Source organism: Streptococcus salivarius (genome assembly GCF_009738225.1).
Taxonomy (GTDB): domain Bacteria; phylum Bacillota; class Bacilli; order Lactobacillales; family Streptococcaceae; genus Streptococcus.
This window is the reverse complement of sequence record NZ_CP018187.1, coordinates 1,740,389-1,758,342: the sequence shown is the minus strand read 5'-3', so window position 1 is coordinate 1,758,342 and position 17,954 is coordinate 1,740,389. Positions and strand designations below refer to the sequence as shown.

20 protein-coding genes and 1 tRNA gene are annotated in these 17,954 nt (G+C 40.4%); 19 read left to right on the top strand and 2 right to left on the bottom strand.

What is annotated here, in order from left to right:
* Positions 1–16 precede the first annotated feature (16 nt).
* Positions 17–1,468, bottom strand: a complete 1,452-nt coding sequence (locus BSR19_RS07950) for an alpha-amylase (RefSeq protein ID WP_156246970.1) — start codon at positions 1,466–1,468, stop codon at positions 17–19.
* Positions 1,469–1,688: 220 nt separating this feature from the next.
* Here BSR19_RS07950 and folB point away from each other — a divergent pair, with 220 nt between their 5' ends.
* The 8 genes from folB (at position 1,689) to BSR19_RS07910 (ending at position 8,529) form a co-directional block, all read left to right on the top strand.
* Positions 1,689–2,048: a dihydroneopterin aldolase gene (gene folB, locus BSR19_RS07945; protein ID WP_156246969.1), complete on the top strand. Its 360-nt coding sequence runs from the start codon at positions 1,689–1,691 to the stop codon at positions 2,046–2,048.
* Positions 2,045–2,536 carry a 2-amino-4-hydroxy-6-hydroxymethyldihydropteridine diphosphokinase gene (gene folK, locus BSR19_RS07940; RefSeq protein WP_156246968.1) on the top strand — a complete coding sequence of 164 codons (492 nt, stop codon included), beginning with the start codon at positions 2,045–2,047 and terminating at the stop codon, positions 2,534–2,536. The genes folB and folK overlap by 4 nt, the downstream gene beginning before the upstream one ends.
* A 189-nt stretch (positions 2,537–2,725) precedes the next feature.
* Positions 2,726–3,628: a UDP-N-acetylmuramate dehydrogenase gene (gene murB, locus BSR19_RS07935; RefSeq protein WP_022496810.1), complete on the top strand. Its 903-nt coding sequence runs from the start codon at positions 2,726–2,728 to the stop codon at positions 3,626–3,628.
* Between the two features lie 46 nt (positions 3,629–3,674).
* Positions 3,675–4,829: an ABC transporter ATP-binding protein gene (locus BSR19_RS07930; RefSeq protein ID WP_038676592.1), complete on the top strand. Its 1,155-nt coding sequence runs from the start codon at positions 3,675–3,677 to the stop codon at positions 4,827–4,829.
* Positions 4,813–5,607, top strand: coding sequence for an ABC transporter permease (locus BSR19_RS07925; RefSeq protein WP_002884253.1), 795 nt, complete (start codon positions 4,813–4,815; stop codon positions 5,605–5,607). The genes BSR19_RS07930 and BSR19_RS07925 overlap by 17 nt, the downstream gene beginning before the upstream one ends.
* On the top strand, positions 5,604–6,380 hold the full coding sequence (locus BSR19_RS07920) for an ABC transporter permease (protein WP_002884421.1): 777 nt from the start codon (positions 5,604–5,606) through the stop codon (positions 6,378–6,380). The genes BSR19_RS07925 and BSR19_RS07920 overlap by 4 nt, the downstream gene beginning before the upstream one ends.
* Complete coding sequence (locus BSR19_RS07915; protein WP_156246967.1) at positions 6,373–7,440, top strand: ABC transporter substrate-binding protein; 1,068 nt, start codon at positions 6,373–6,375, stop codon at positions 7,438–7,440. Before BSR19_RS07920 ends, BSR19_RS07915 begins: the two co-directional genes overlap by 8 nt.
* A gap of 189 nt (positions 7,441–7,629) precedes the next feature.
* Positions 7,630–8,529, top strand: a complete 900-nt coding sequence (locus BSR19_RS07910) for an SPFH domain-containing protein (protein WP_002891518.1) — start codon at positions 7,630–7,632, stop codon at positions 8,527–8,529.
* Between the two features lie 43 nt (positions 8,530–8,572).
* On the opposite strand, the gene gloA is transcribed toward BSR19_RS07910, so the two are convergent.
* A complete protein-coding gene (gene gloA, locus BSR19_RS07905; RefSeq protein WP_156246966.1) occupies positions 8,573–8,968 on the bottom strand; it encodes a lactoylglutathione lyase in 396 nt (131 codons plus the stop codon).
* Between the two features lie 115 nt (positions 8,969–9,083).
* Here gloA and BSR19_RS07900 point away from each other — a divergent pair, with 115 nt between their 5' ends.
* The 11 genes from BSR19_RS07900 to gyrB all read left to right on the top strand — a co-directional run bounded on the left by BSR19_RS07900 (position 9,084) and on the right by gyrB (position 17,872).
* Positions 9,084–9,977, top strand: coding sequence for an ROK family protein (locus BSR19_RS07900; RefSeq protein WP_156246965.1), 894 nt, complete (start codon positions 9,084–9,086; stop codon positions 9,975–9,977).
* A 154-nt stretch (positions 9,978–10,131) separates the two neighbouring features.
* Positions 10,132–11,226, top strand: a complete 1,095-nt coding sequence (serC, locus tag BSR19_RS07895; RefSeq protein WP_014634872.1) for a 3-phosphoserine/phosphohydroxythreonine transaminase — start codon at positions 10,132–10,134, stop codon at positions 11,224–11,226.
* A gap of 12 nt (positions 11,227–11,238) precedes the next feature.
* Positions 11,239–11,796 (top strand): GNAT family N-acetyltransferase, encoded by a 558-nt coding sequence (locus BSR19_RS07890; RefSeq protein ID WP_156246964.1) that lies wholly within the window; start codon positions 11,239–11,241, stop codon positions 11,794–11,796.
* An 18-nt stretch (positions 11,797–11,814) separates the two neighbouring features.
* Positions 11,815–12,993: a 3-phosphoglycerate dehydrogenase family protein gene (locus BSR19_RS07885; RefSeq protein ID WP_156246963.1), complete on the top strand. Its 1,179-nt coding sequence runs from the start codon at positions 11,815–11,817 to the stop codon at positions 12,991–12,993.
* 54 nt (positions 12,994–13,047) lie between these two features.
* Positions 13,048–13,542: a methylated-DNA--[protein]-cysteine S-methyltransferase gene (locus tag BSR19_RS07880; RefSeq protein WP_156246962.1), complete on the top strand. Its 495-nt coding sequence runs from the start codon at positions 13,048–13,050 to the stop codon at positions 13,540–13,542.
* A gap of 34 nt (positions 13,543–13,576) precedes the next feature.
* Positions 13,577–13,930, top strand: coding sequence for an arsenate reductase family protein (locus tag BSR19_RS07875; RefSeq protein ID WP_037598335.1), 354 nt, complete (start codon positions 13,577–13,579; stop codon positions 13,928–13,930).
* Between the two features lie 57 nt (positions 13,931–13,987).
* A tRNA-Thr gene (locus BSR19_RS07870) sits at positions 13,988–14,058 on the top strand.
* A gap of 152 nt (positions 14,059–14,210) precedes the next feature.
* The gene (locus tag BSR19_RS07865; RefSeq protein ID WP_037598332.1) at positions 14,211–14,585 is read left to right on the top strand and encodes a CidA/LrgA family protein; all 375 of its coding nucleotides are present in this window, start codon (positions 14,211–14,213) and stop codon (positions 14,583–14,585) included.
* Positions 14,578–15,273, top strand: a complete 696-nt coding sequence (locus tag BSR19_RS07860; protein ID WP_156246961.1) for an LrgB family protein — start codon at positions 14,578–14,580, stop codon at positions 15,271–15,273. Before BSR19_RS07865 ends, BSR19_RS07860 begins: the two co-directional genes overlap by 8 nt.
* A gap of 85 nt (positions 15,274–15,358) precedes the next feature.
* Positions 15,359–15,919, top strand: a complete 561-nt coding sequence (locus tag BSR19_RS07855) for an HAD-IA family hydrolase (protein ID WP_155222460.1) — start codon at positions 15,359–15,361, stop codon at positions 15,917–15,919.
* Positions 15,920–17,872: a DNA topoisomerase (ATP-hydrolyzing) subunit B gene (gene gyrB / locus BSR19_RS07850; RefSeq protein ID WP_037601635.1), complete on the top strand. Its 1,953-nt coding sequence runs from the start codon at positions 15,920–15,922 to the stop codon at positions 17,870–17,872.
* Positions 17,873–17,954 lie beyond the last annotated feature (82 nt).

Sequence of the window (17,954 nt, the reverse complement as noted above, 5' to 3'; positions counted from 1 at the left end):
GATTGAGCTTTTTTTCTTAGTCTTGAATTGTCCAAACGCTGACAGATTTTTCAGAAACTGGGAAGTCTCCCCATCCGTCTTCGTCAATGGTTACAGTATCAGAGCAGTTTCCAAGAATGTCATAGAAGATTTGTCCAGCCCAATCACTACCAATTTCCATAGACTTGCTGTTAGCAGCATCATTAGAGATTGTTACAGCTAATGGAGCGCCATCTTCGTTGCCAGAGCGTGTCCATCCAATACAGTTTGGATCATCAAAGTAGTCTGTTTGCTCTCCGTAAGCAAGGTCTTTACGAGCGTAGAGCAAAGTATCTAGGATTTCTTGGAAATTTTCTTGGGCAAATTCACCTTCGATGCCATAGTAGTCACCATAAAATAGGCAAGGAAGACCGTCTTCACGGAGAAGAATGAGAGCATAAGCAGCTGGTTTAAACCATTCTTCAACAGTAGATTCTAGAGCTTGTCCGCGTTGAGTGTCGTGGTTGTCTACGAAGGTTACAGCATGTTCAGGATGATTTTTGACCAAGGAGTGATCGAAAATTGTCGTCAAATCATAATCGGCACCATCTAAGCTAGCCTTGTGTAGATTGTTGTGAAGGGAAACATCAACGAGGTCAAAACGTTTTTCAATCTTTTCAAGATAGGTATTGTTATCCTCTTCGTTACCATTCCAAAATTCACCAAAGACATAGAAGTCTTGACCTTGTTTTTCTTTGACATCACGGATAAAGTTACGCATGAAGAATGAATCGATGTGCTTGATTGCATCCATGCGGAATCCTTGAACACCTGTTGTTTCAACGAACCAATCCGCCCATTCGTAAATGTTTTCAATAACTTCAGGGTGTTTATAGTCTAGGTTAGCATACATAAGATAGTCAAAGTTACCATTCTCATTGTCAACCAAGTCGTTGTCTGCCCAACCTTTGTTGTCACCTTGGATAAGATAGATACCACTTTTATTACGTTTAGCATCGAAGTCAGTTCCGTTAAAGTGGTACCAGTGCCATTCAAAATCGTTGTAGGCTTTATTGCGTCCGTCAAAGGTGAAGTGTGTCCAGCCTTCGATCTCAAATGGTTCGCTGATTTCTTGGGTACGATCCTCTGGGTCAACTTCGACCACTTCGAAGGTCTCGAGTTTATCGGCTGCTGCCTTGTGGTTAAGCACAACGTCGGCCATAGGTACAATACCAACTTCTTTGAGTTGGTTGATAGCATTGAGATACTCTTCTTTAAGGCCGTATTTGGTGCGGACAGTTTCTTTTTGGTCGAATTCTCCAAGGTCAAAGAGGTCATAGACTCCGTAACCAACATCATCTTTGTTGGTAGCCTTAAAAGCAGGTGGCATCCAAACGTGGCTGATGCCCAGGTCTGCTAAATGTTGGGCATCTTCAGCCAAATTGTTCCAGTGTTGACCGTCGCTTGTGAGATACCACTCAAAGTACTGCATTGCGGTTTGATTTGTCATAGTTTTTTTCCTTATTAGTTGAGATAGTCTTGCTTGTAATCAGGAGTCTTTTTAACTCCTGTGCCTATATTTTACCAAATCAGAAGAATTACGCAACCGATTGCATAAGCGTAAACACAATAACTTCAGATTTGTCTAAAATATCATACTAATAAGAGTCCAACTTTTCAACTGTTTTGTGCTAGAATAAAGAGGAGTCTAGTCGTCTGAAGGAGAAATTATGGATAAAATTATTTTAAATGGTTGCCGTTTTTATGGCTATCACGGGGCTTTTGCTGAGGAACAGACCCTAGGGCAAATTTTTGTGGTAGATTTGGAATTGGCTGTCGATTTAACCAAGGCATCACAAAGTGACAATCTAGAAGATACGGTTCACTATGGTTTGGTTTTTGAAGCCGTGCAAAGACAAGTAGAGAATGAAAAGTATATTTTGATTGAGCGTTTGGCTGGTGCGATTTGTGAGGACTTATTTGAACAGTTTCCACCAATTCAATCTATTAAAGTTCGAATTACCAAGGAAAATCCACCAATTAATGGGCATTATAAGAGTGTTGGTATCGAATTGGAGCGTAGCCGATGACAAGAGTTTATTTGAGTTTGGGATCTAATATGGGAGACCGTCAGGGCTATCTTCAAAAAGCTGTGAAGGCCTTGAATGATCTACCTGAGACGGAGGTTAAAGCAGTATCCTCTTGTTACGAAACAGCTGCTTGGGGACTGACAGATCAGGCTGATTTTTTGAATCTTGCCTTGGCTTTAGAGACGAAGTTGCCAGTAGAGACCTTACTAAGGTCATGTCAGCAAATTGAAAAAGACCTTGATCGCGTTCGTCATGAACATTGGGGGCCTCGGACAGTAGATATAGATATTCTTCTATATGGGCAGGAAATCTGGGAGACTGAGCACCTTAAAGTGCCTCACCCATATATGAGTCAGAGAGCTTTTGTTCTGGTGCCCTTAGTAGAAATAGCAGATGATTTGGTTGATCCTAAAACTGGCCAAGCCTACAAAAATTATTTGAGTCAATTAAACACCAGTGATGTCCGTAAATTGGAGCTTATGGACTAGCTTTGCGTGAAATTCCTTGTCGTCAAGATGGGGAATTTTTGCTATAATTAAACTTGGCTTTTTGCTGTATTTTTCTTCTAATTTTTAGGGAAAAATACTCACTCATTTTTAGGTAGTGATAGTAATATGGGGAAGTCTATCACGATACCTACAAAGAAAACAATGTATAGAAAAAGTATGGAAAATAACATGTTAGATGAACTTAAAGAAGATTTAGTGGGGATTGATATTCGTTTCGACGAACCCTTAAAACGTTATACATATACCAAGGTTGGTGGTCCAGCAGATTATTTGGCCTTTCCACGTAACCGCTATGAACTCTCTCGTATTGTCAAATTTGCTAATAAGCATGACATTCCTTGGATGGTGCTTGGTAATGCCAGTAACTTGATTGTTCGTGACGGTGGTATCAGAGGTTTTGTGATTATGTTTGACAGGCTCAATGGTATCGCAGTTAATGGTTATCAAATTGAAGCTGAAGCGGGAGCTAACTTGATTGCGACAACCAAGGTAGCCCGTTTCCAAAGTTTGACTGGTTTTGAATTTGCAGCGGGGATTCCAGGTAGTGTTGGTGGTGCCGTCTTTATGAATGCTGGTGCCTATGGTGGCGAGATTGCCCATATCTTGGTTTCTGCTCAGGTTCTTACAAAAGACGGTGATATTCGTACGATTGACGCAAGAGATATGCGCTTTGGTTATCGTCGTTCAGTGCTCCAAGAAACAGGAGAAGTGGTTATTTCAGCTAAATTTAACCTCAAACCAGGAGACTACGAGCAAATCAAGAATGAGATGAACCGTCTTAATCACTTGCGAGAGCTTAAACAACCTCTTGAATACCCTTCATGTGGTTCGGTCTTTAAACGCCCACCAGGTCACTTTGCGGGTCAGCTGATTATGGAAGCTAACCTCAAGGGACATCGTATCGGCGGTGTCGAGGTGTCAACTAAGCATGCTGGTTTCATGGTCAATGTTGATCACGGGACAGCTAAAGATTACGAAGACCTTATTGCAGATGTTATCGCCAAAGTTAAGGAAAATTCAGGTGTTACACTAGAGCCTGAAGTACGTATCATTGGCGACAAATTAAACTAATAAAACCCTATCCCTATATTTGCTATCCATGGAGGATTTATGACAATTGACTAATCCGATTATTGCCTTTCGAAACGTCTCAAAAGTGTTTGAAGACAGTGGCACACAAGTTTTAAAAGACATCAACTTTGAACTAGAAGAAGGTAAGTTCTATACCCTACTTGGGGCTTCTGGTTCTGGTAAATCAACAATTTTGAACATCATTGCAGGTCTCTTAGATGCGACCAGTGGTGACGTCCTTTTGGATGGAAAGCGTATCAATGATATTCCTATCAATAAAAGGGATGTCCACACCGTTTTCCAATCCTATGCCCTCTTTCCACATATGAATGTCTTTGACAATGTGGCTTTTGCCCTTAAATTGAAAAAGGTGCCAAAAAAGGAAATCGAAGAGCGTGTAGAAGAAGCCTTAAAGATGGTTCAACTCAATGATTATCAAAAACGCTCAATTCAAAAATTATCAGGTGGTCAACGTCAACGTGTGGCCATTGCCCGAGCAATTATTAACCAACCACGTGTGGTCCTTTTGGATGAGCCTTTGTCAGCACTGGATTTGAAACTACGTACTGAAATGCAATACGAGTTGCGCGAATTGCAGCAACGTCTAGGGATTACCTTTGTCTTTGTTACCCACGACCAAGAAGAAGCCTTGGCCATGTCGGATTGGATTTTTGTTATGAACGATGGTGAAATTGTTCAATCAGGAACTCCGGTTGATATCTATGACGAACCTATTAATCACTTTGTTGCAACCTTTATTGGAGAATCTAACATCCTCCCAGGTGTTATGATTGAGGACTATTTGGTTGAGTTCAATGGGAAACGTTTTGAATCTGTCGATGGAGGAATGCGTCCTAACGAACCTGTCGAAGTGGTTATTCGTCCTGAAGATTTGCAGATTACACTTCCTGAGGAAGGTAAATTGCAAGTTCGCGTGGAAACTCAGCTCTTCCGTGGGGTCCACTATGAAATCATTGCCTATGACAATCTTGGCAATGAATGGATGATTCATTCAACCCGTAAGGCGATTGAGGGTGAGATTATCGGTCTTGATTTTACGCCTGAGGATATTCATATCATGCGTCTTAATGAGACAGAAGAAGAGTTCGATGCACGTATTGAAGAATATGTGGAAGTGGAAGAACATGAAGATGGCTTGATTAATGCCATTGAGGAGGAGCGCTATGAAGAAAACAGCTAGCCTCTTCTCGGTACCTTACCTCCTTTGGCTCCTACTCTTCGTGGTTGCTCCAGTGCTCATGCTACTCTATCAGTCTTTCTTTGATATCAGTGGCAACTTTACATTGGATAATTATGGCACCTTCTTTTCCAGTTGGACTTACTTAAGGATGAGTTTTAACTCGGTTCTTTATGCAGCCATCATTACTCTAGTAACTCTCCTTATCTCTTATCCGACGGCATATCTCTTAACCAGACTGAAGCATAAGCAACTTTGGTTAATGTTGGTCATTTTGCCAACCTGGGTCAATCTCCTTCTGAAAGCCTATGCTTTTATGGGGATTTTTGGCCAACAAGGTGGTATCAATGCCTTTCTCGGTTTCTTTGGGATTGCACCCATGCAAATCCTCTTTACGGACTTCTCCTTTATTTTCGTAGCTAGCTACATTGAAATTCCTTTTATGATTCTACCGATTTTCAATGCACTGGATGATTTGGATGAAAATATTGTGAATGCAAGTAAAGATTTGGGAGCCAATGATTGGCAGACCTTTACCAAGGTTATTTTTCCCTTATCGCTTAATGGGGTACGCTCTGGTGTCCAGTCGGTCTTTATTCCTAGTCTCAGCCTTTTTATGCTGACACGCTTGATTGGTGGTAACCGAGTTATCACCCTAGGGACAGCTATCGAACAGCACTTCCTCACGACACAAAACTGGGGAATGGGGGCAACCATTGGTGTTGTTCTTATTGTTGCTATGATTGCGACAATGTGGTTAACAAAGGAGAGACGTCAATGAAAAAATTTGCAAATCTCTATTTAGCTCTTGTCTTTGTTATCCTTTATCTGCCAATCTTTTATTTAATCGCCTACTCTTTCAACAGTGGTGGCGATATGAATAGTTTCACAGGTTTTACTCTGGATAACTACCAGAGCATGTTTTCAGATAGCCGTCTTATGTTAATTCTGGCTCAAACCTTCTTTTTAGCTTTCCTTAGCGCTCTTCTAGCAACGATTATTGGTACCTTTGGGTCTATCTTTATCTATGAGAGTAAACAAAAGCAACAGACTGGGATTTTATCCCTAAATAACGTACTCATGGTTGCACCGGACGTTATGATTGGTGCAAGTTTCTTGATTCTCTTCACCTTGATTGGTTTCCAACTAGGTTTTGTATCTGTCTTATTGAGTCACATTGCCTTTTCAATCCCAATCGTGGTTCTCATGGTGTTGCCACGTCTCAAGGAAATGAATCGAGATATGGTGAATGCCGCTTATGACCTGGGTGCGACCCAATGGCAGATGTTACGTGAGGTCATGTTGCCATACTTGACACCTGGTATTATTGCTGGTTATTTCATGGCCTTTACCTATTCATTGGATGACTTTGCAGTAACCTTCTTTGTAACGGGGAATGGTTTTTCAACACTTGCTGTGGAAATTTACTCACGTGCACGTAAAGGGATTTCTCTGGAAATAAATGCCTTGTCAACCGTTGTTTTCCTATTCTCTATTCTTTTAGTGATAGGTTATTATGCGATTACCAAGGAGAAGGAGGAGCAGGATGCGTAGACTCTATCAATTTCTGGCAGGTATCTTAGCCATTATCTTCTTCCTTTGGGGCATCTCTGCCTACATGCAGAGTCGTACAGGAAATGTGTCGGACAAATTAGTTATCTATAACTGGGGTGATTATATTGACCCAGACCTCTTGACCAAGTTTACAAAAGAAACGGGTATCAAGGTTCAGTACGAAACCTTTGATTCCAATGAAGCCATGTATACCAAGATTAAGCAGGGCGGAACAACCTACGATATTGCTGTGCCATCAGACTATACCATTGATAAAATGGTTAAGGAAGACCTTTTGGTGAAGTTGGATAAATCTAAAATCAAAGGTTTTGACCAGATTGACTCAAGCTTTAAAGGACTTAGTTTTGACCCTCACAATGACTATTCCATCCCTTATTTCTGGGGAACTGTCGGTATTGTTTATAATACAAAATTGGTGAAAAAAGCACCACAGCACTGGGATGATCTTTGGTCACCAGATTACAAAAACCAGATTATGCTCGTGGATGGTGCGCGTGAAGTCCTTGGTTTCTCACTGAATAGCCTGGGATATAGCTTGAATACGAAGAACATGACTGAATTACGTTTGGCTGAAACTAAACTTAATAGTCTAACACCAAATATCAAGGCTATTGTTGGTGACGAGATGAAGGGCTACATGGTTCAAGGTGATGCGGCCATTGGAGTAACCTTCTCAGGGGAAGCCAGTGAGATGCTTGATAAAAATGAGGACCTACGTTATGTTGTCCCATCTGAAGGCTCAAATCTTTGGTTTGATAATCTGGTGATTCCTAAGACTGTAAAGCATGAAAAAGAGGCTTATGCCTTTATCAACTTCATGCTTAAACCGGAAAATGCAGCGCAAAATGCTGAATATATTGGTTATGCCACACCTAACGAGGCAGCCAAAGCCTTACTTCCAAAGAGTATTACGGATGATAAGGCCTTTTACCCATCAGAATCAACCATTAAAAACCTTGAAGTCTATAATAACCTAGGTCAAAAGTGGCTAGGAATCTATAACGATATTTACCTTCAAGTTAAGATGTATCGTAAATAAAAAGTTACCTTTTGACCTTTAGCTTCTAAAATCGGTCAAAAAAATACGAGAGGCTGAAACGCTAGTGTTTCAGCCTCTTTTCTGATTGTCCAAGTGCTTGAAAAAGATATACTATTTTTCTTGAAAAATTGTATTGCTGTGCTATAATAAAGCAAAGAAATTTTTAATGTTTATTTTGGAGGACTTAACATGCAAGCAGCATTTCTCTTTTTACTGATTTCATTCTTGATTATCTTGGGAATTCTCATCAGTATGCTTTATGTCGTACGTCAACAGTCAGTAGCTATTGTTGAACGTTTTGGACGCTATCAAAAAATCGCAACGAGTGGTATCCATATGCGTTTGCCATTTGGTATCGATAAAATTGCAGCTCGTATTCAACTACGTTTGCTTCAAAGTGAGATTGTGGTCGAAACCAAGACCAAGGACAATGTCTTTGTTATGATGAATGTGGCTACTCAGTATCGTGTAAATGAGCAAAATGTTACAGATGCTTACTATAAACTCATGCGTCCAGAGGCTCAAATTAAATCATACATTGAGGACGCCCTTCGTTCATCAGTTCCTAAATTGACGCTTGATGAGCTCTTTGAGAAAAAGGATGAGATTGCCCTTGAGGTTCAACACCAAGTAGCAGAAGAAATGACAACTTATGGTTATATCATTGTTAAGACCTTGATTACCAAAGTTGAACCAGATGCTGAAGTTAAGCAGTCTATGAACGAAATCAATGCTGCCCAACGTAAGCGTGTAGCAGCCCAAGAATTGGCAGAAGCTGATAAAATCAAGATTGTCACAGCAGCCGAAGCCGAAGCTGAAAAAGATCGTCTTCACGGGGTCGGTATTGCCCAACAACGTAAGGCTATCGTTGATGGATTGGCTGAATCTATTGCAGAACTCAAAGAAGCTAATGTGGGGATGTCTGAAGAGCAGATTATGTCTATTCTTTTGACTAACCAATATCTAGATACCCTTAATACTTTTGCGGCTAAAGGCAATCAAACCTTATTCTTGCCAAATAATCCAAACGGTGTGGATGATATTCGTACCCAAATTTTGTCAGCCTTGAAAGCAGATAATAAAAATTAAGCACAAAAAGAAGCCAGATCTATACGATCTGACTTTTTTTGATTTATTTTTCTAGGAATTGAGCCAAACGAATAACTTCAATCTTATAGTCATCTGGATCAGTGATAAAGTAATACATTTTTGGTTTACCAGGAAGACCTGAGAGGTCTGTAACAGTGTATCCAGCCTCTTTGTGAGCTTGGTGTGTAGCTTCTAAATCATCGACACCAACAGCGATATGACCGTATCCATCTCCTAAATCATAGGCTTCGTGGTCATAATTGTAGGTTAATTCCAACTCGTAATCAGGATCATCTTCGAGTTGCAAGTAGACAAGGGTGAACTTATATTCTGGAAAATCATTTCGACGAGCTTCTTTAAAACCAAGAGCTTCTTTATAAAATTTAAGTGAGGCTTCTAGGTCCTTGACACGGACACAAGTGTGTAGAAATTTAGCCATGTGAGATACTCCTTTTATCTAATTCTGTAAGTTTATGATAGCATTTTGAAACCGTTTTTTCTACTATTAGCTCTTTTATGCTATAATGACGAAAAACAATCTGTGGAGGATGATTATGACGATTTTAGCGATTGATTTTGGAGGAACACAGGTAAAGTCAGCACTTGTTTCGGAGGAGTTTGTCATTGAAAAAAGTCTGCCGACGCAGTCATCTCCACAAACCTTGGACCAAGCTATTGATGTTATTGATCATATAGTCACTTCAGTTGAAGCCAAGCTGTCAGGTATTGCTATTAGTGTTCCTGGGACGGTTGATACTGAGGAAGGTGTCATTTATCATGGTGGCTTATTGAGATTTTTCCATGGTTTTCGTATTAAAGATGTCCTTGAAGCCAAGTACCATTTGCCTGTAATGGCTCTTAATGATGGTAAAGCGGCAGCCTTGGCAGAGCTAGCCACAGGTCATTTGCAAGGAGTGACCAATGGTGCAGCCCTTGTTTTGGGTTCAGGTCTTGGTGGTGGACTTATAATTAATGGTAAACTTTTTCAAGGAAGTCACTTTCAAGCGGGCGAGTTGACCTTTCTTTTACCAGTTCAAATGGAAAAAGTTGAGTCTTCATTGATGCGAGGCATGACTCTGTCAGCTGTAGGTTTAATTACCAAAATTAATGAAGTGTTAGGTAACTCTGACTTAAAGAATGGTTTAGCCGCATTTGAGGCAATCAATGTAGGAGATAAAATGGTCTATCCATTTTTTGAAAGCTATTGCCGTAACTTAGCCATTACCATTTTGAATCTTCAAACCATTTTTGATATGGAAACCTTTGTTATTGGAGGTGGCATTTCAGCCCAGCCGATTCTTATCAAGGAGGTCAACCGCCAGTTTGATAAGGTTCACCATGAGGTTGACTTTATCGGTAAAATTATTAAACGTCCCCAGATTGTGGCTTGTCATCATCATAATGGAGCTAATCTAATTGGGGCAGCCTATTTTCTTAAGCAAAAATAAACGGATACTAAAATCAATTACTGATAAAAATATACATAAAATACCTAACTTTTTTGAGGCGATCGGTTAATTCCGTTCGTTTTTTACTGTTAACACTTTACAATATTCAGAAAATTCGCTATAATAGGACCATTAAAATTTTGGAGGTGTCTTTATGACAATTTATAATTTCTCAGCAGGACCTGCTACATTACCAAAACCAGTGCTTGAAAAAGCCCAAGCTGAATTGCTTAACTATCAAGAATCCGGTATGTCCGTGCTAGAAATGTCCCACCGTTCTCCAGAATTTGACAAAATCGTTAAAGATGCGGAAGCGACACTTCGTGAGCTTATGGCCATTCCTGATAACTATAAGGTTATTTTCTTGCAAGGTGGCGCTTCAACACAATTTACAATGGTCCCACTTAACCTCGCTCAAGGTAAGAAAGCTTACTACCTTGTAGGTGGTTCATGGGGGAAAAAAGCTTATACAGAAGCTGTTAAACTTTCAAAAACCATTCCTTTTGAACCAATTCTTTTGGCCTCTTCAGAAGAAACTGTTTACGATCACATCCCAAGCTTTGACCCAGCAACAATTGATCCAGAAGCTGCTTATGTTCACTTGACAACGAACAATACCATTGAAGGAACATCTATCTACGATTTGCCTGATACTAATGGTGTGCCAATTGTAGCTGATATGTCTTCAAATATTTTGGCTGCTCGTTACAATGTTGAGGACTTTGCCCTTATCTATGCTGGTGCTCAGAAAAATATTGGACCTGCTGGGGTGACAGTGGTTATCGTTCGTGAAGACTTCCTTAACGACCAACCACAATTGTCTGCCATGTTGGATTACCGTATTCAAGCTGAAGCAGGATCACTTTACAATACACCACCATGTTTCAACATCTATATTTCAAAACTCGTCTTTGACTGGGTTAAAAATGAAATTGGTGGCGTGGACAAGATGGCTGAAATTCAACGTGAGAAATCAGGACTTCTCTATGATTACATTGAGTCATCTGATTTCTACACAAATCCTGTCAAAGATGCCAAGGATCGTTCTGTCTGCAATATCCCATTTGTAACACCAAGTAAAGAGTTGGATGCTAAATTTGTAGCAGAAGCAGATGCTCTAGGTTTCAAGAATATCAAAGGACACCGTTCAGTAGGTGGTATGCGTGCTAGTGTTTATAATGCATTCCCACGTCAGGGTGTACTTGACTTGATTGACTTTATGAAGAAATTTGAAGCCGAAAATAAATAATTAGGTAAAGAGATGGAAATTAGACAAGCCTTCCCAAATGAAATTGGGGCTATCATGACTGTGATTGAGAGTGCTAGAACTGCTTTAGCAGAAGCGGGGAGTACCCAATGGCAAGGAGCTGATGGTTACCCTACTGAAGAAACTATCTTTGACGATGTCCTTAATGGGCAGGCCTATGTAGGAATTGTTGATGGTCAAATCGTTTCTTATGCTGCGGTGATTGTTGATGGAGCCCCTGCTTACGACAAAATCTATGACGGGGACTGGAAACACCACAATAAGCGCTACATTACTTTTCATAGAATCGCCGTTTTAAGTGAATTTTCGGGTCAGGGCATTGCTCAAACCTTCATTCAAGGTCTTATTGAGGGAACGGATGCTCATGATTTTCGTTGCGATACGCATGAAAAGAATACTGTCATGCAGCATATTTTGGAGAAACTTGGCTATGTCTATTGTGGCAAGGTTCCTATTGATGGTGAACGTCTTGCTTATCAGAAAATCAAAACTAAGCGGGAGAAAGCCTTTTATCAAGAACTTGATGAAGCAGCTCACCACGGGATACATTGATTTAAGAGGAATAAAATTATGGTATTTAGTGTAAAAACGTATAACAATATTAACCAGATTGGTTTGAAGGAACTTGGAAATCATTTCCAAATTGATGGTGATTTAGCGGAAAATCCAGATGCCTACATCATTCGTAGTCAAAATCTCCATAATACCGTCTTCCCTGACAACTTGAAAGCTATTGCGCGTGCTGGTGCAGGAACTAACAATATTCCAGTTGACGAAGCAACTGAAAAAGGAATTGTTGTCTTCAATACTCCAGGTGCCAATGCTAACGCTGTTAAAGAAGCTGTTCTGGCCTCTATCTTACTCTCAGCACGTGACTATATTGCGGCCAATGCTTGGGTTAACACACTTAGTGGTGACGATGTTCCTAAACAAATTGAAGCAGGGAAGAAACAGTTTGCTGGTAGCGAGATTGCTGGTAAGACCCTTGGTGTTATCGGGCTTGGTGCTATTGGTGCACGTATTGCCAATGATGCTTACCGTTTGGGTATGAAGGTCTATGGTTACGATCCATACGTTTCTATTGAAGCAGCTTGGAATATTTCTCACCATGTAAGACGTGTTTCTGATCTCAAAGAGATTTTTGAAAACTGTGATTATATCACTGTTCACGTTCCATTGACATCTGACACAAAAGGAACTTTCAATGCGGATGCCTTTAACCTTATGCAAAAAGGGACAACTATCATTAATTTTGCCCGTGCAGAGTTGGTAGATAACGATGCCCTCTTTGATGCTTTGGAAACAGGTGTGGTTAAACGTTATATCACCGACTTTGGTACAGAAGAGCTACTTAACAAACCTCATGTGACTGTCTTCCCACACGTTGGAGGATCAACAGGTGAAGCAGAACTTAACTGTGCGATTATGGCCGGTCAAACCATTCGTCGTTTCATGGAAACAGGTGAGATTGTTAACTCTGTTAACTTCCCACGTGTGCAACAGGCCTTGAGTGCCCCATACCGTATCACCTTGATTAATAAAAACGTGCCTAATATTGTGGCTCGTATCTCTACAGCGGTTTCTGATTTTAATATCAATATTGATAATATCATCAACCGTTCTAAGGGAGACTATGCCTATACACTTCTTGACCTTGATGAAACAGACAAGTCTAAGATTGATGAATTGGTTGCTAAGTTTGAGGCTAGCGACAATATCGTTCGTGTGCGTTTGATTAAAGGTAAATAATAAGAGTTAATTGACAGGAACAAGAGATTCCTGTCTTTTTGTTATAATAAATATATGTTTTATCGTCAGTATTATTTATCTCCTATTGGACGCTTGTGTTTGGTGGCAAGTGACCAAGCGCTTTATGGCATTTGGTTGGAGGGACAAAAGCATTTTCAGGCAGGAATCAAGGAAGAGGAGCTAGTAGACAACTCAAATCCTATCTTGAAAATGACGAGGGATTGGTTAGAGGCTTATTTTAAAGGGAAGAATCCAAGTCCAGATATCCTCCCTTTAGCTGATAGAGGGACAGCCTTTCAGCTAAAAGTTTGGTCAGCTTTACGGGACATTCCTGTGGGTCAGAGCAGAACTTATAGTCAGATTGGAAAAGTGATTTCATGTCAATCGGCACAGGCCGTAGGAACTGCTGTTGCTAAGAATCCATGGTTGATTCTCGTCCCTTGTCATCGGGTTCTTCCTAGTAGTGGTCATATAGGAAAATATGCAGCAGGAGAAGAAGCCAAGCGTTTTTTACTTCATTTAGAAGGCATTAGGTTTGACAATCCTTAGACAGATGTCTTATGCTAGAAAAAAGGAGAAAAACATGTACACTTTTTATGAATATCCCAAATGTAGCACTTGTCGTAAGGCAAAGGCGGAACTCAATCAATTAGGTTTAGATGTTAAATCTATTAATATTAAGGAAAACCCACCTTCGGCTCAGTTTTTAAAAGAGCTTTTGGCAGGATCAGATTTAGAGCTTAAGAAATTCTTTAATACGAGTGGACAATCCTACCGATCTCTAGGATTAAAGGATAAGCTACCAACGCTATCTCTTGATGAAGCTGTTGAACTCTTAGCTTCAGATGGTATGTTGATTAAACGTCCTATCTTGATTAAAGATGGTAAGGTTTTACAGGTTGGATACCGTACGCCTTACCAAGACTTAAATTTATAAAAAATAAGCAAAAAATCTTGCCACAGTAAATAGAAGTATGGTAAGATTAAAACAGTTGCCGCTATAGTTAAATGGTATAATAGAGCAATGGTAATGCTCCGTTCCGAGTTCAATTCTCGGTGGTGGCATCTGTGATAGAGTCCAGCCTTTGGGTTGGATTTTTTTATGTTCAAAGGGGCTGATTTATGGATCCCAATTTTTCAAAAGAATTTACTGAAAACTCTTGAAATTCAAAAAAAAAGGAGTAGACTAATAGGTGATTAAACCTAGGAGGCAAGTTGTGAAATACTACGTTCAATTCATGTTGATTTGTTTGTTTGCCGTTATTGGTGAAGCTCTGTCAACATTCTTCAAATTACCTATTCCTGGAAGCATTATTGGCTTATTCTTGCTTCTGATTGCTCTTCAGCTTAAGTGGATTCGTCTACGTCATATACATGCTGTGGCAGAATTTTTAATTGCCAATATGACTATTCTATTTTTGCCAGCAGGTGTCGGTATTATGGAACGTTGGAATGCTATTTCAGCGAATATTGTCCCTATTATTTTGATTATTATGGGAGCCTTGGTTCTTAATATTGTAGTGATTGCAGTAGTCGTCGGTTTCATCAAAAAACATTTTGAAGGTGATTACGAGGAGGTTAAACGTGGCTAATTTTTTTAACACACCCTTGTTTGGGCTAACACTTTCTGTACTAGCTTACACATTAGGGCTATTGATTTATCGCCGTTTCCCTAATCCTTTGACGACGCCTCTTCTTGTATCGACTGCCCTGATTATCGTCATTTTGCACTATACAGGAATTTCCTACAAGGATTACTATGTCGGTGGCTCTTATCTTAACAGTTTGATTATTCCTTCAACAGTCGCGCTAGCAGTTCCTTTTTATAAAAATCTACACCTCATGCGCCACCACTATAAGAGTATTCTAATTGGATCAACGGTTGCTTGTGTTCTAAATACGACTTACACGGCCCTGATTGCTAAGCTTTTTGGTATGAATTATTTCCTTGCTATCTCTCTCTTTCCTAAGTCTGTAACGACTGCCATGGCTGTAGGGATTTCGGAAAAAATGCAGGGGATTACAACAGTGACCTTGGTTGTAGTTGTTATTACGGGTATCTTAACCTCTGTCTTAGGTCCTGTCTTTTTAAAAATGATTGGGATTAAAGACCCAGTCGCTATCGGACTTTCACTAGGAGGAACCGGACACGCTGTAGGTACAGGAACTGCCTTCAGATATGGTCAGGTTGCAGGTGCCATGGGTGGTCTCTCAATCGCTGTAACAGGGATTCTATATGTCTTTATTAGTCCTATTGTGGCGAGTTTGATTCTGAAATAAAAAATTAAGGTTTGGATAGGTTTTCCAAGCCTTTTTAGCTGTGAAAAGCAAGCAAAATCTGACCTTTTATGTTATAATTAAGGTTATGAATTATGGAGATTATATCTGGGATTTGGGTGGTACCTTGTTGGATAATTACCAGGTATCAACCCAAGCCTTTCTAGCAACTTTAGAACAATTTGAGCGTACAGCAGAACCTCAAGCAGTCTATGATGCCCTTAAGGTATCAACGAGCACTGCCATTGCTATGTTTGCGCCTGATATAGCTGATTTTCGAACCTTATATAAGCAGGAGGAAGCCAAGTATTTACAGGAACCTGTTCTTTTTGAAGGTGCTAGGGCTGTCCTAGCTAAGATTATGACCGAGGGTGGGCGTAATTTTTTGGTTAGCCACCGTAATCACTTGGTGCTAGACATCCTTGATAAAGCAGAAATTGCCTCTTATTTTACAGAGGTTGTAACTTCTGAAAATGGTTTTGCTAGAAAGCCGAGTCCAGATAGTTTCCTTTATTTAATTAAAAAATACGATATTAAACACGGCTTGGTCATTGGTGACCGCCAGATAGATATAGAGGCAGGAAAAGTAGCGGGTCTGGATACCTTGCTTGTTGACGGCCATAAATCATTATTGGAGATTGTGACATAAATGACTGATGAATTAAAAAATCTTGAAGAAAAAGCGCAAGAATATGATGCCAGCCAGATTCAAGTCCTAGAGGGACTTGAAGCGGTACGTATGCGCCCAGGTATGTATATTGGCTCAACCTCAAAAGAGGGGTTGCATCATTTGGTATGGGAGATTGTCGATAACTCAATCGATGAGGCCTTGGCTGGTTTCGCCACTCATATTCAAGTCTTTATTGAGCCGGATAATTCTATTACGGTTGTCGATGATGGTCGTGGTATTCCAGTCGATATCCAAGAAAAAACTGGCCGTCCTGCAGTTGAAACGGTCTTTACAGTACTTCACGCTGGTGGTAAATTTGGCGGAGGCGGTTATAAGGTCTCTGGTGGTTTGCATGGGGTTGGTTCTTCGGTCGTTAATGCCCTCTCAACACAACTTGATGTTAAGGTTTATAAAAATGGCCATATCCACTTCCAAGAGTATAAACGTGGGGTCGTGGTAGCAGATTTAGCAGTAATTGGTGAAACAGAGAAACATGGTACGACTGTCCACTTTACGCCAGACCCAGAGATTTTCCAAGAAACAACCGAGTTTGATTTTGGAAAATTGGCTAAACGTATCCAAGAGCTAGCCTTTTTGAATAAGGGGCTCCGTATCTCTATCACAGATAAGCGTGAGGGTCTCGAACAAGAGAAACATTATCACTACGAAGGTGGTATCACGTCTTATGTGAAATACATCAATGAAAACAAGGATGTTATCTTTGACGAACCTATCTACACTGATGGTGAGATGGATGGTATTTCGGTTGAAGTTGCTATGCAATACACAACTGGCTATCATGAAACGGTGATGAGTTTTGCTAACAACATTCACACCCATGAAGGTGGTACCCACGAACAAGGTTTCCGTACAGCCTTAACGCGTGTCATTAATGACTATGCGCGTCAGAATAAGATTCTCAAAGAAAAAGATGATAATTTGACTGGGGATGATGTTCGTGAAGGGTTGACTGCTATCATCTCTGTCAAGCATCCAAACCCACAGTTTGAAGGTCAAACCAAGACCAAGCTTGGAAACTCTGAAGTGGTTAAGATTACCAATCGCCTCTTCAGTGAAGCTCTGAGTCGCTTCCTCTTGGAAAATCCTGCTATTGCTAAGAAGATTGTTGAAAAAGGGATTTTGGCTTCTAAGGCCCGTATCGCCGCTAAGCGTGCCCGTGAAGTGACACGTAAGAAGTCAGGGCTTGAAATTTCTAACCTTCCAGGGAAGTTGGCAGACTGTTCATCAAACAATGCCGAAATGAATGAACTTTTCATTGTCGAAGGGGACTCAGCCGGTGGTTCTGCTAAGTCAGGGCGTAACCGTGAATTCCAAGCTATCTTGCCAATTCGAGGTAAAATTTTGAACGTTGAGAAGGCTAGCATGGATAAGATTCTAGCCAATGAAGAAATTCGTTCTCTCTTCACAGCTATGGGAACAGGTTTTGGAGCTGAATTTGATGTCAGTAAGGCACGTTACCACAAGTTGGTCATTATGACCGATGCCGATGTCGATGGGGCTCACATCCGTACCTTGCTTCTGACTTTGATTTACCGCTTTATGCGTCCAGTCTTGGAAGCAGGCTATGTCTACATCGCTCAACCACCAATTTATGGGGTTAAGGTTGGTTCTGAGATTAAAGAATACATCCAACCTGGTGCCGATCAAGAAGACAAATTGCGTGCTGCTCTTGAAAAGTATAGTGTGGGACGTTCAAAACCTACGGTACAACGTTATAAAGGTTTGGGTGAAATGGATGACCACCAACTTTGGGAAACAACCATGGATCCTGAAAATCGTTTGATGGCACGTGTTTCTGTGGATGATGCTGCAGAAGCAGATAAGATTTTCGATATGCTGATGGGAGACAAGGTTGAACCTCGCCGCGAATTTATCGAAGAAAATGCCGTTTACAGTACTCTAGATATCTAATATTCTTTTAGAAAAGGGTGCAATGCTAGGATAACTATGATATAATCGTAATGTTATTCTACATTTATGAACATAATAGACG

Coding starts and splice junctions, on each gene's coding strand:
- BSR19_RS07925 (WP_002884253.1), top strand. CDS start 4,813: ATGAAGAAAACAGCTAGCCTCTTCTCGGTACCTTACCTCCTTTGGCTC.
- BSR19_RS07880 (WP_156246962.1), top strand. CDS start 13,048: ATGTTTTATCGTCAGTATTATTTATCTCCTATTGGACGCTTGTGTTTG.
- BSR19_RS07910 (WP_002891518.1), top strand. CDS start 7,630: ATGCAAGCAGCATTTCTCTTTTTACTGATTTCATTCTTGATTATCTTG.
- BSR19_RS07920 (WP_002884421.1), top strand. CDS start 5,604: ATGAAAAAATTTGCAAATCTCTATTTAGCTCTTGTCTTTGTTATCCTT.
- BSR19_RS07950 (WP_156246970.1), bottom strand. CDS start 1,468: ATGACAAATCAAACCGCAATGCAGTACTTTGAGTGGTATCTCACAAGC.
- folB (WP_156246969.1), top strand. CDS start 1,689: ATGGATAAAATTATTTTAAATGGTTGCCGTTTTTATGGCTATCACGGG.
- BSR19_RS07855 (WP_155222460.1), top strand. CDS start 15,359: ATGAATTATGGAGATTATATCTGGGATTTGGGTGGTACCTTGTTGGAT.
- BSR19_RS07900 (WP_156246965.1), top strand. CDS start 9,084: ATGACGATTTTAGCGATTGATTTTGGAGGAACACAGGTAAAGTCAGCA.
- BSR19_RS07890 (WP_156246964.1), top strand. CDS start 11,239: ATGGAAATTAGACAAGCCTTCCCAAATGAAATTGGGGCTATCATGACT.
- BSR19_RS07915 (WP_156246967.1), top strand. CDS start 6,373: ATGCGTAGACTCTATCAATTTCTGGCAGGTATCTTAGCCATTATCTTC.
- gloA (WP_156246966.1), bottom strand. CDS start 8,968: ATGGCTAAATTTCTACACACTTGTGTCCGTGTCAAGGACCTAGAAGCC.
- BSR19_RS07875 (WP_037598335.1), top strand. CDS start 13,577: ATGTACACTTTTTATGAATATCCCAAATGTAGCACTTGTCGTAAGGCA.
- murB (WP_022496810.1), top strand. CDS start 2,726: ATGTTAGATGAACTTAAAGAAGATTTAGTGGGGATTGATATTCGTTTC.
- gyrB (WP_037601635.1), top strand. CDS start 15,920: ATGACTGATGAATTAAAAAATCTTGAAGAAAAAGCGCAAGAATATGAT.
- folK (WP_156246968.1), top strand. CDS start 2,045: ATGACAAGAGTTTATTTGAGTTTGGGATCTAATATGGGAGACCGTCAG.
- BSR19_RS07885 (WP_156246963.1), top strand. CDS start 11,815: ATGGTATTTAGTGTAAAAACGTATAACAATATTAACCAGATTGGTTTG.
- serC (WP_014634872.1), top strand. CDS start 10,132: ATGACAATTTATAATTTCTCAGCAGGACCTGCTACATTACCAAAACCA.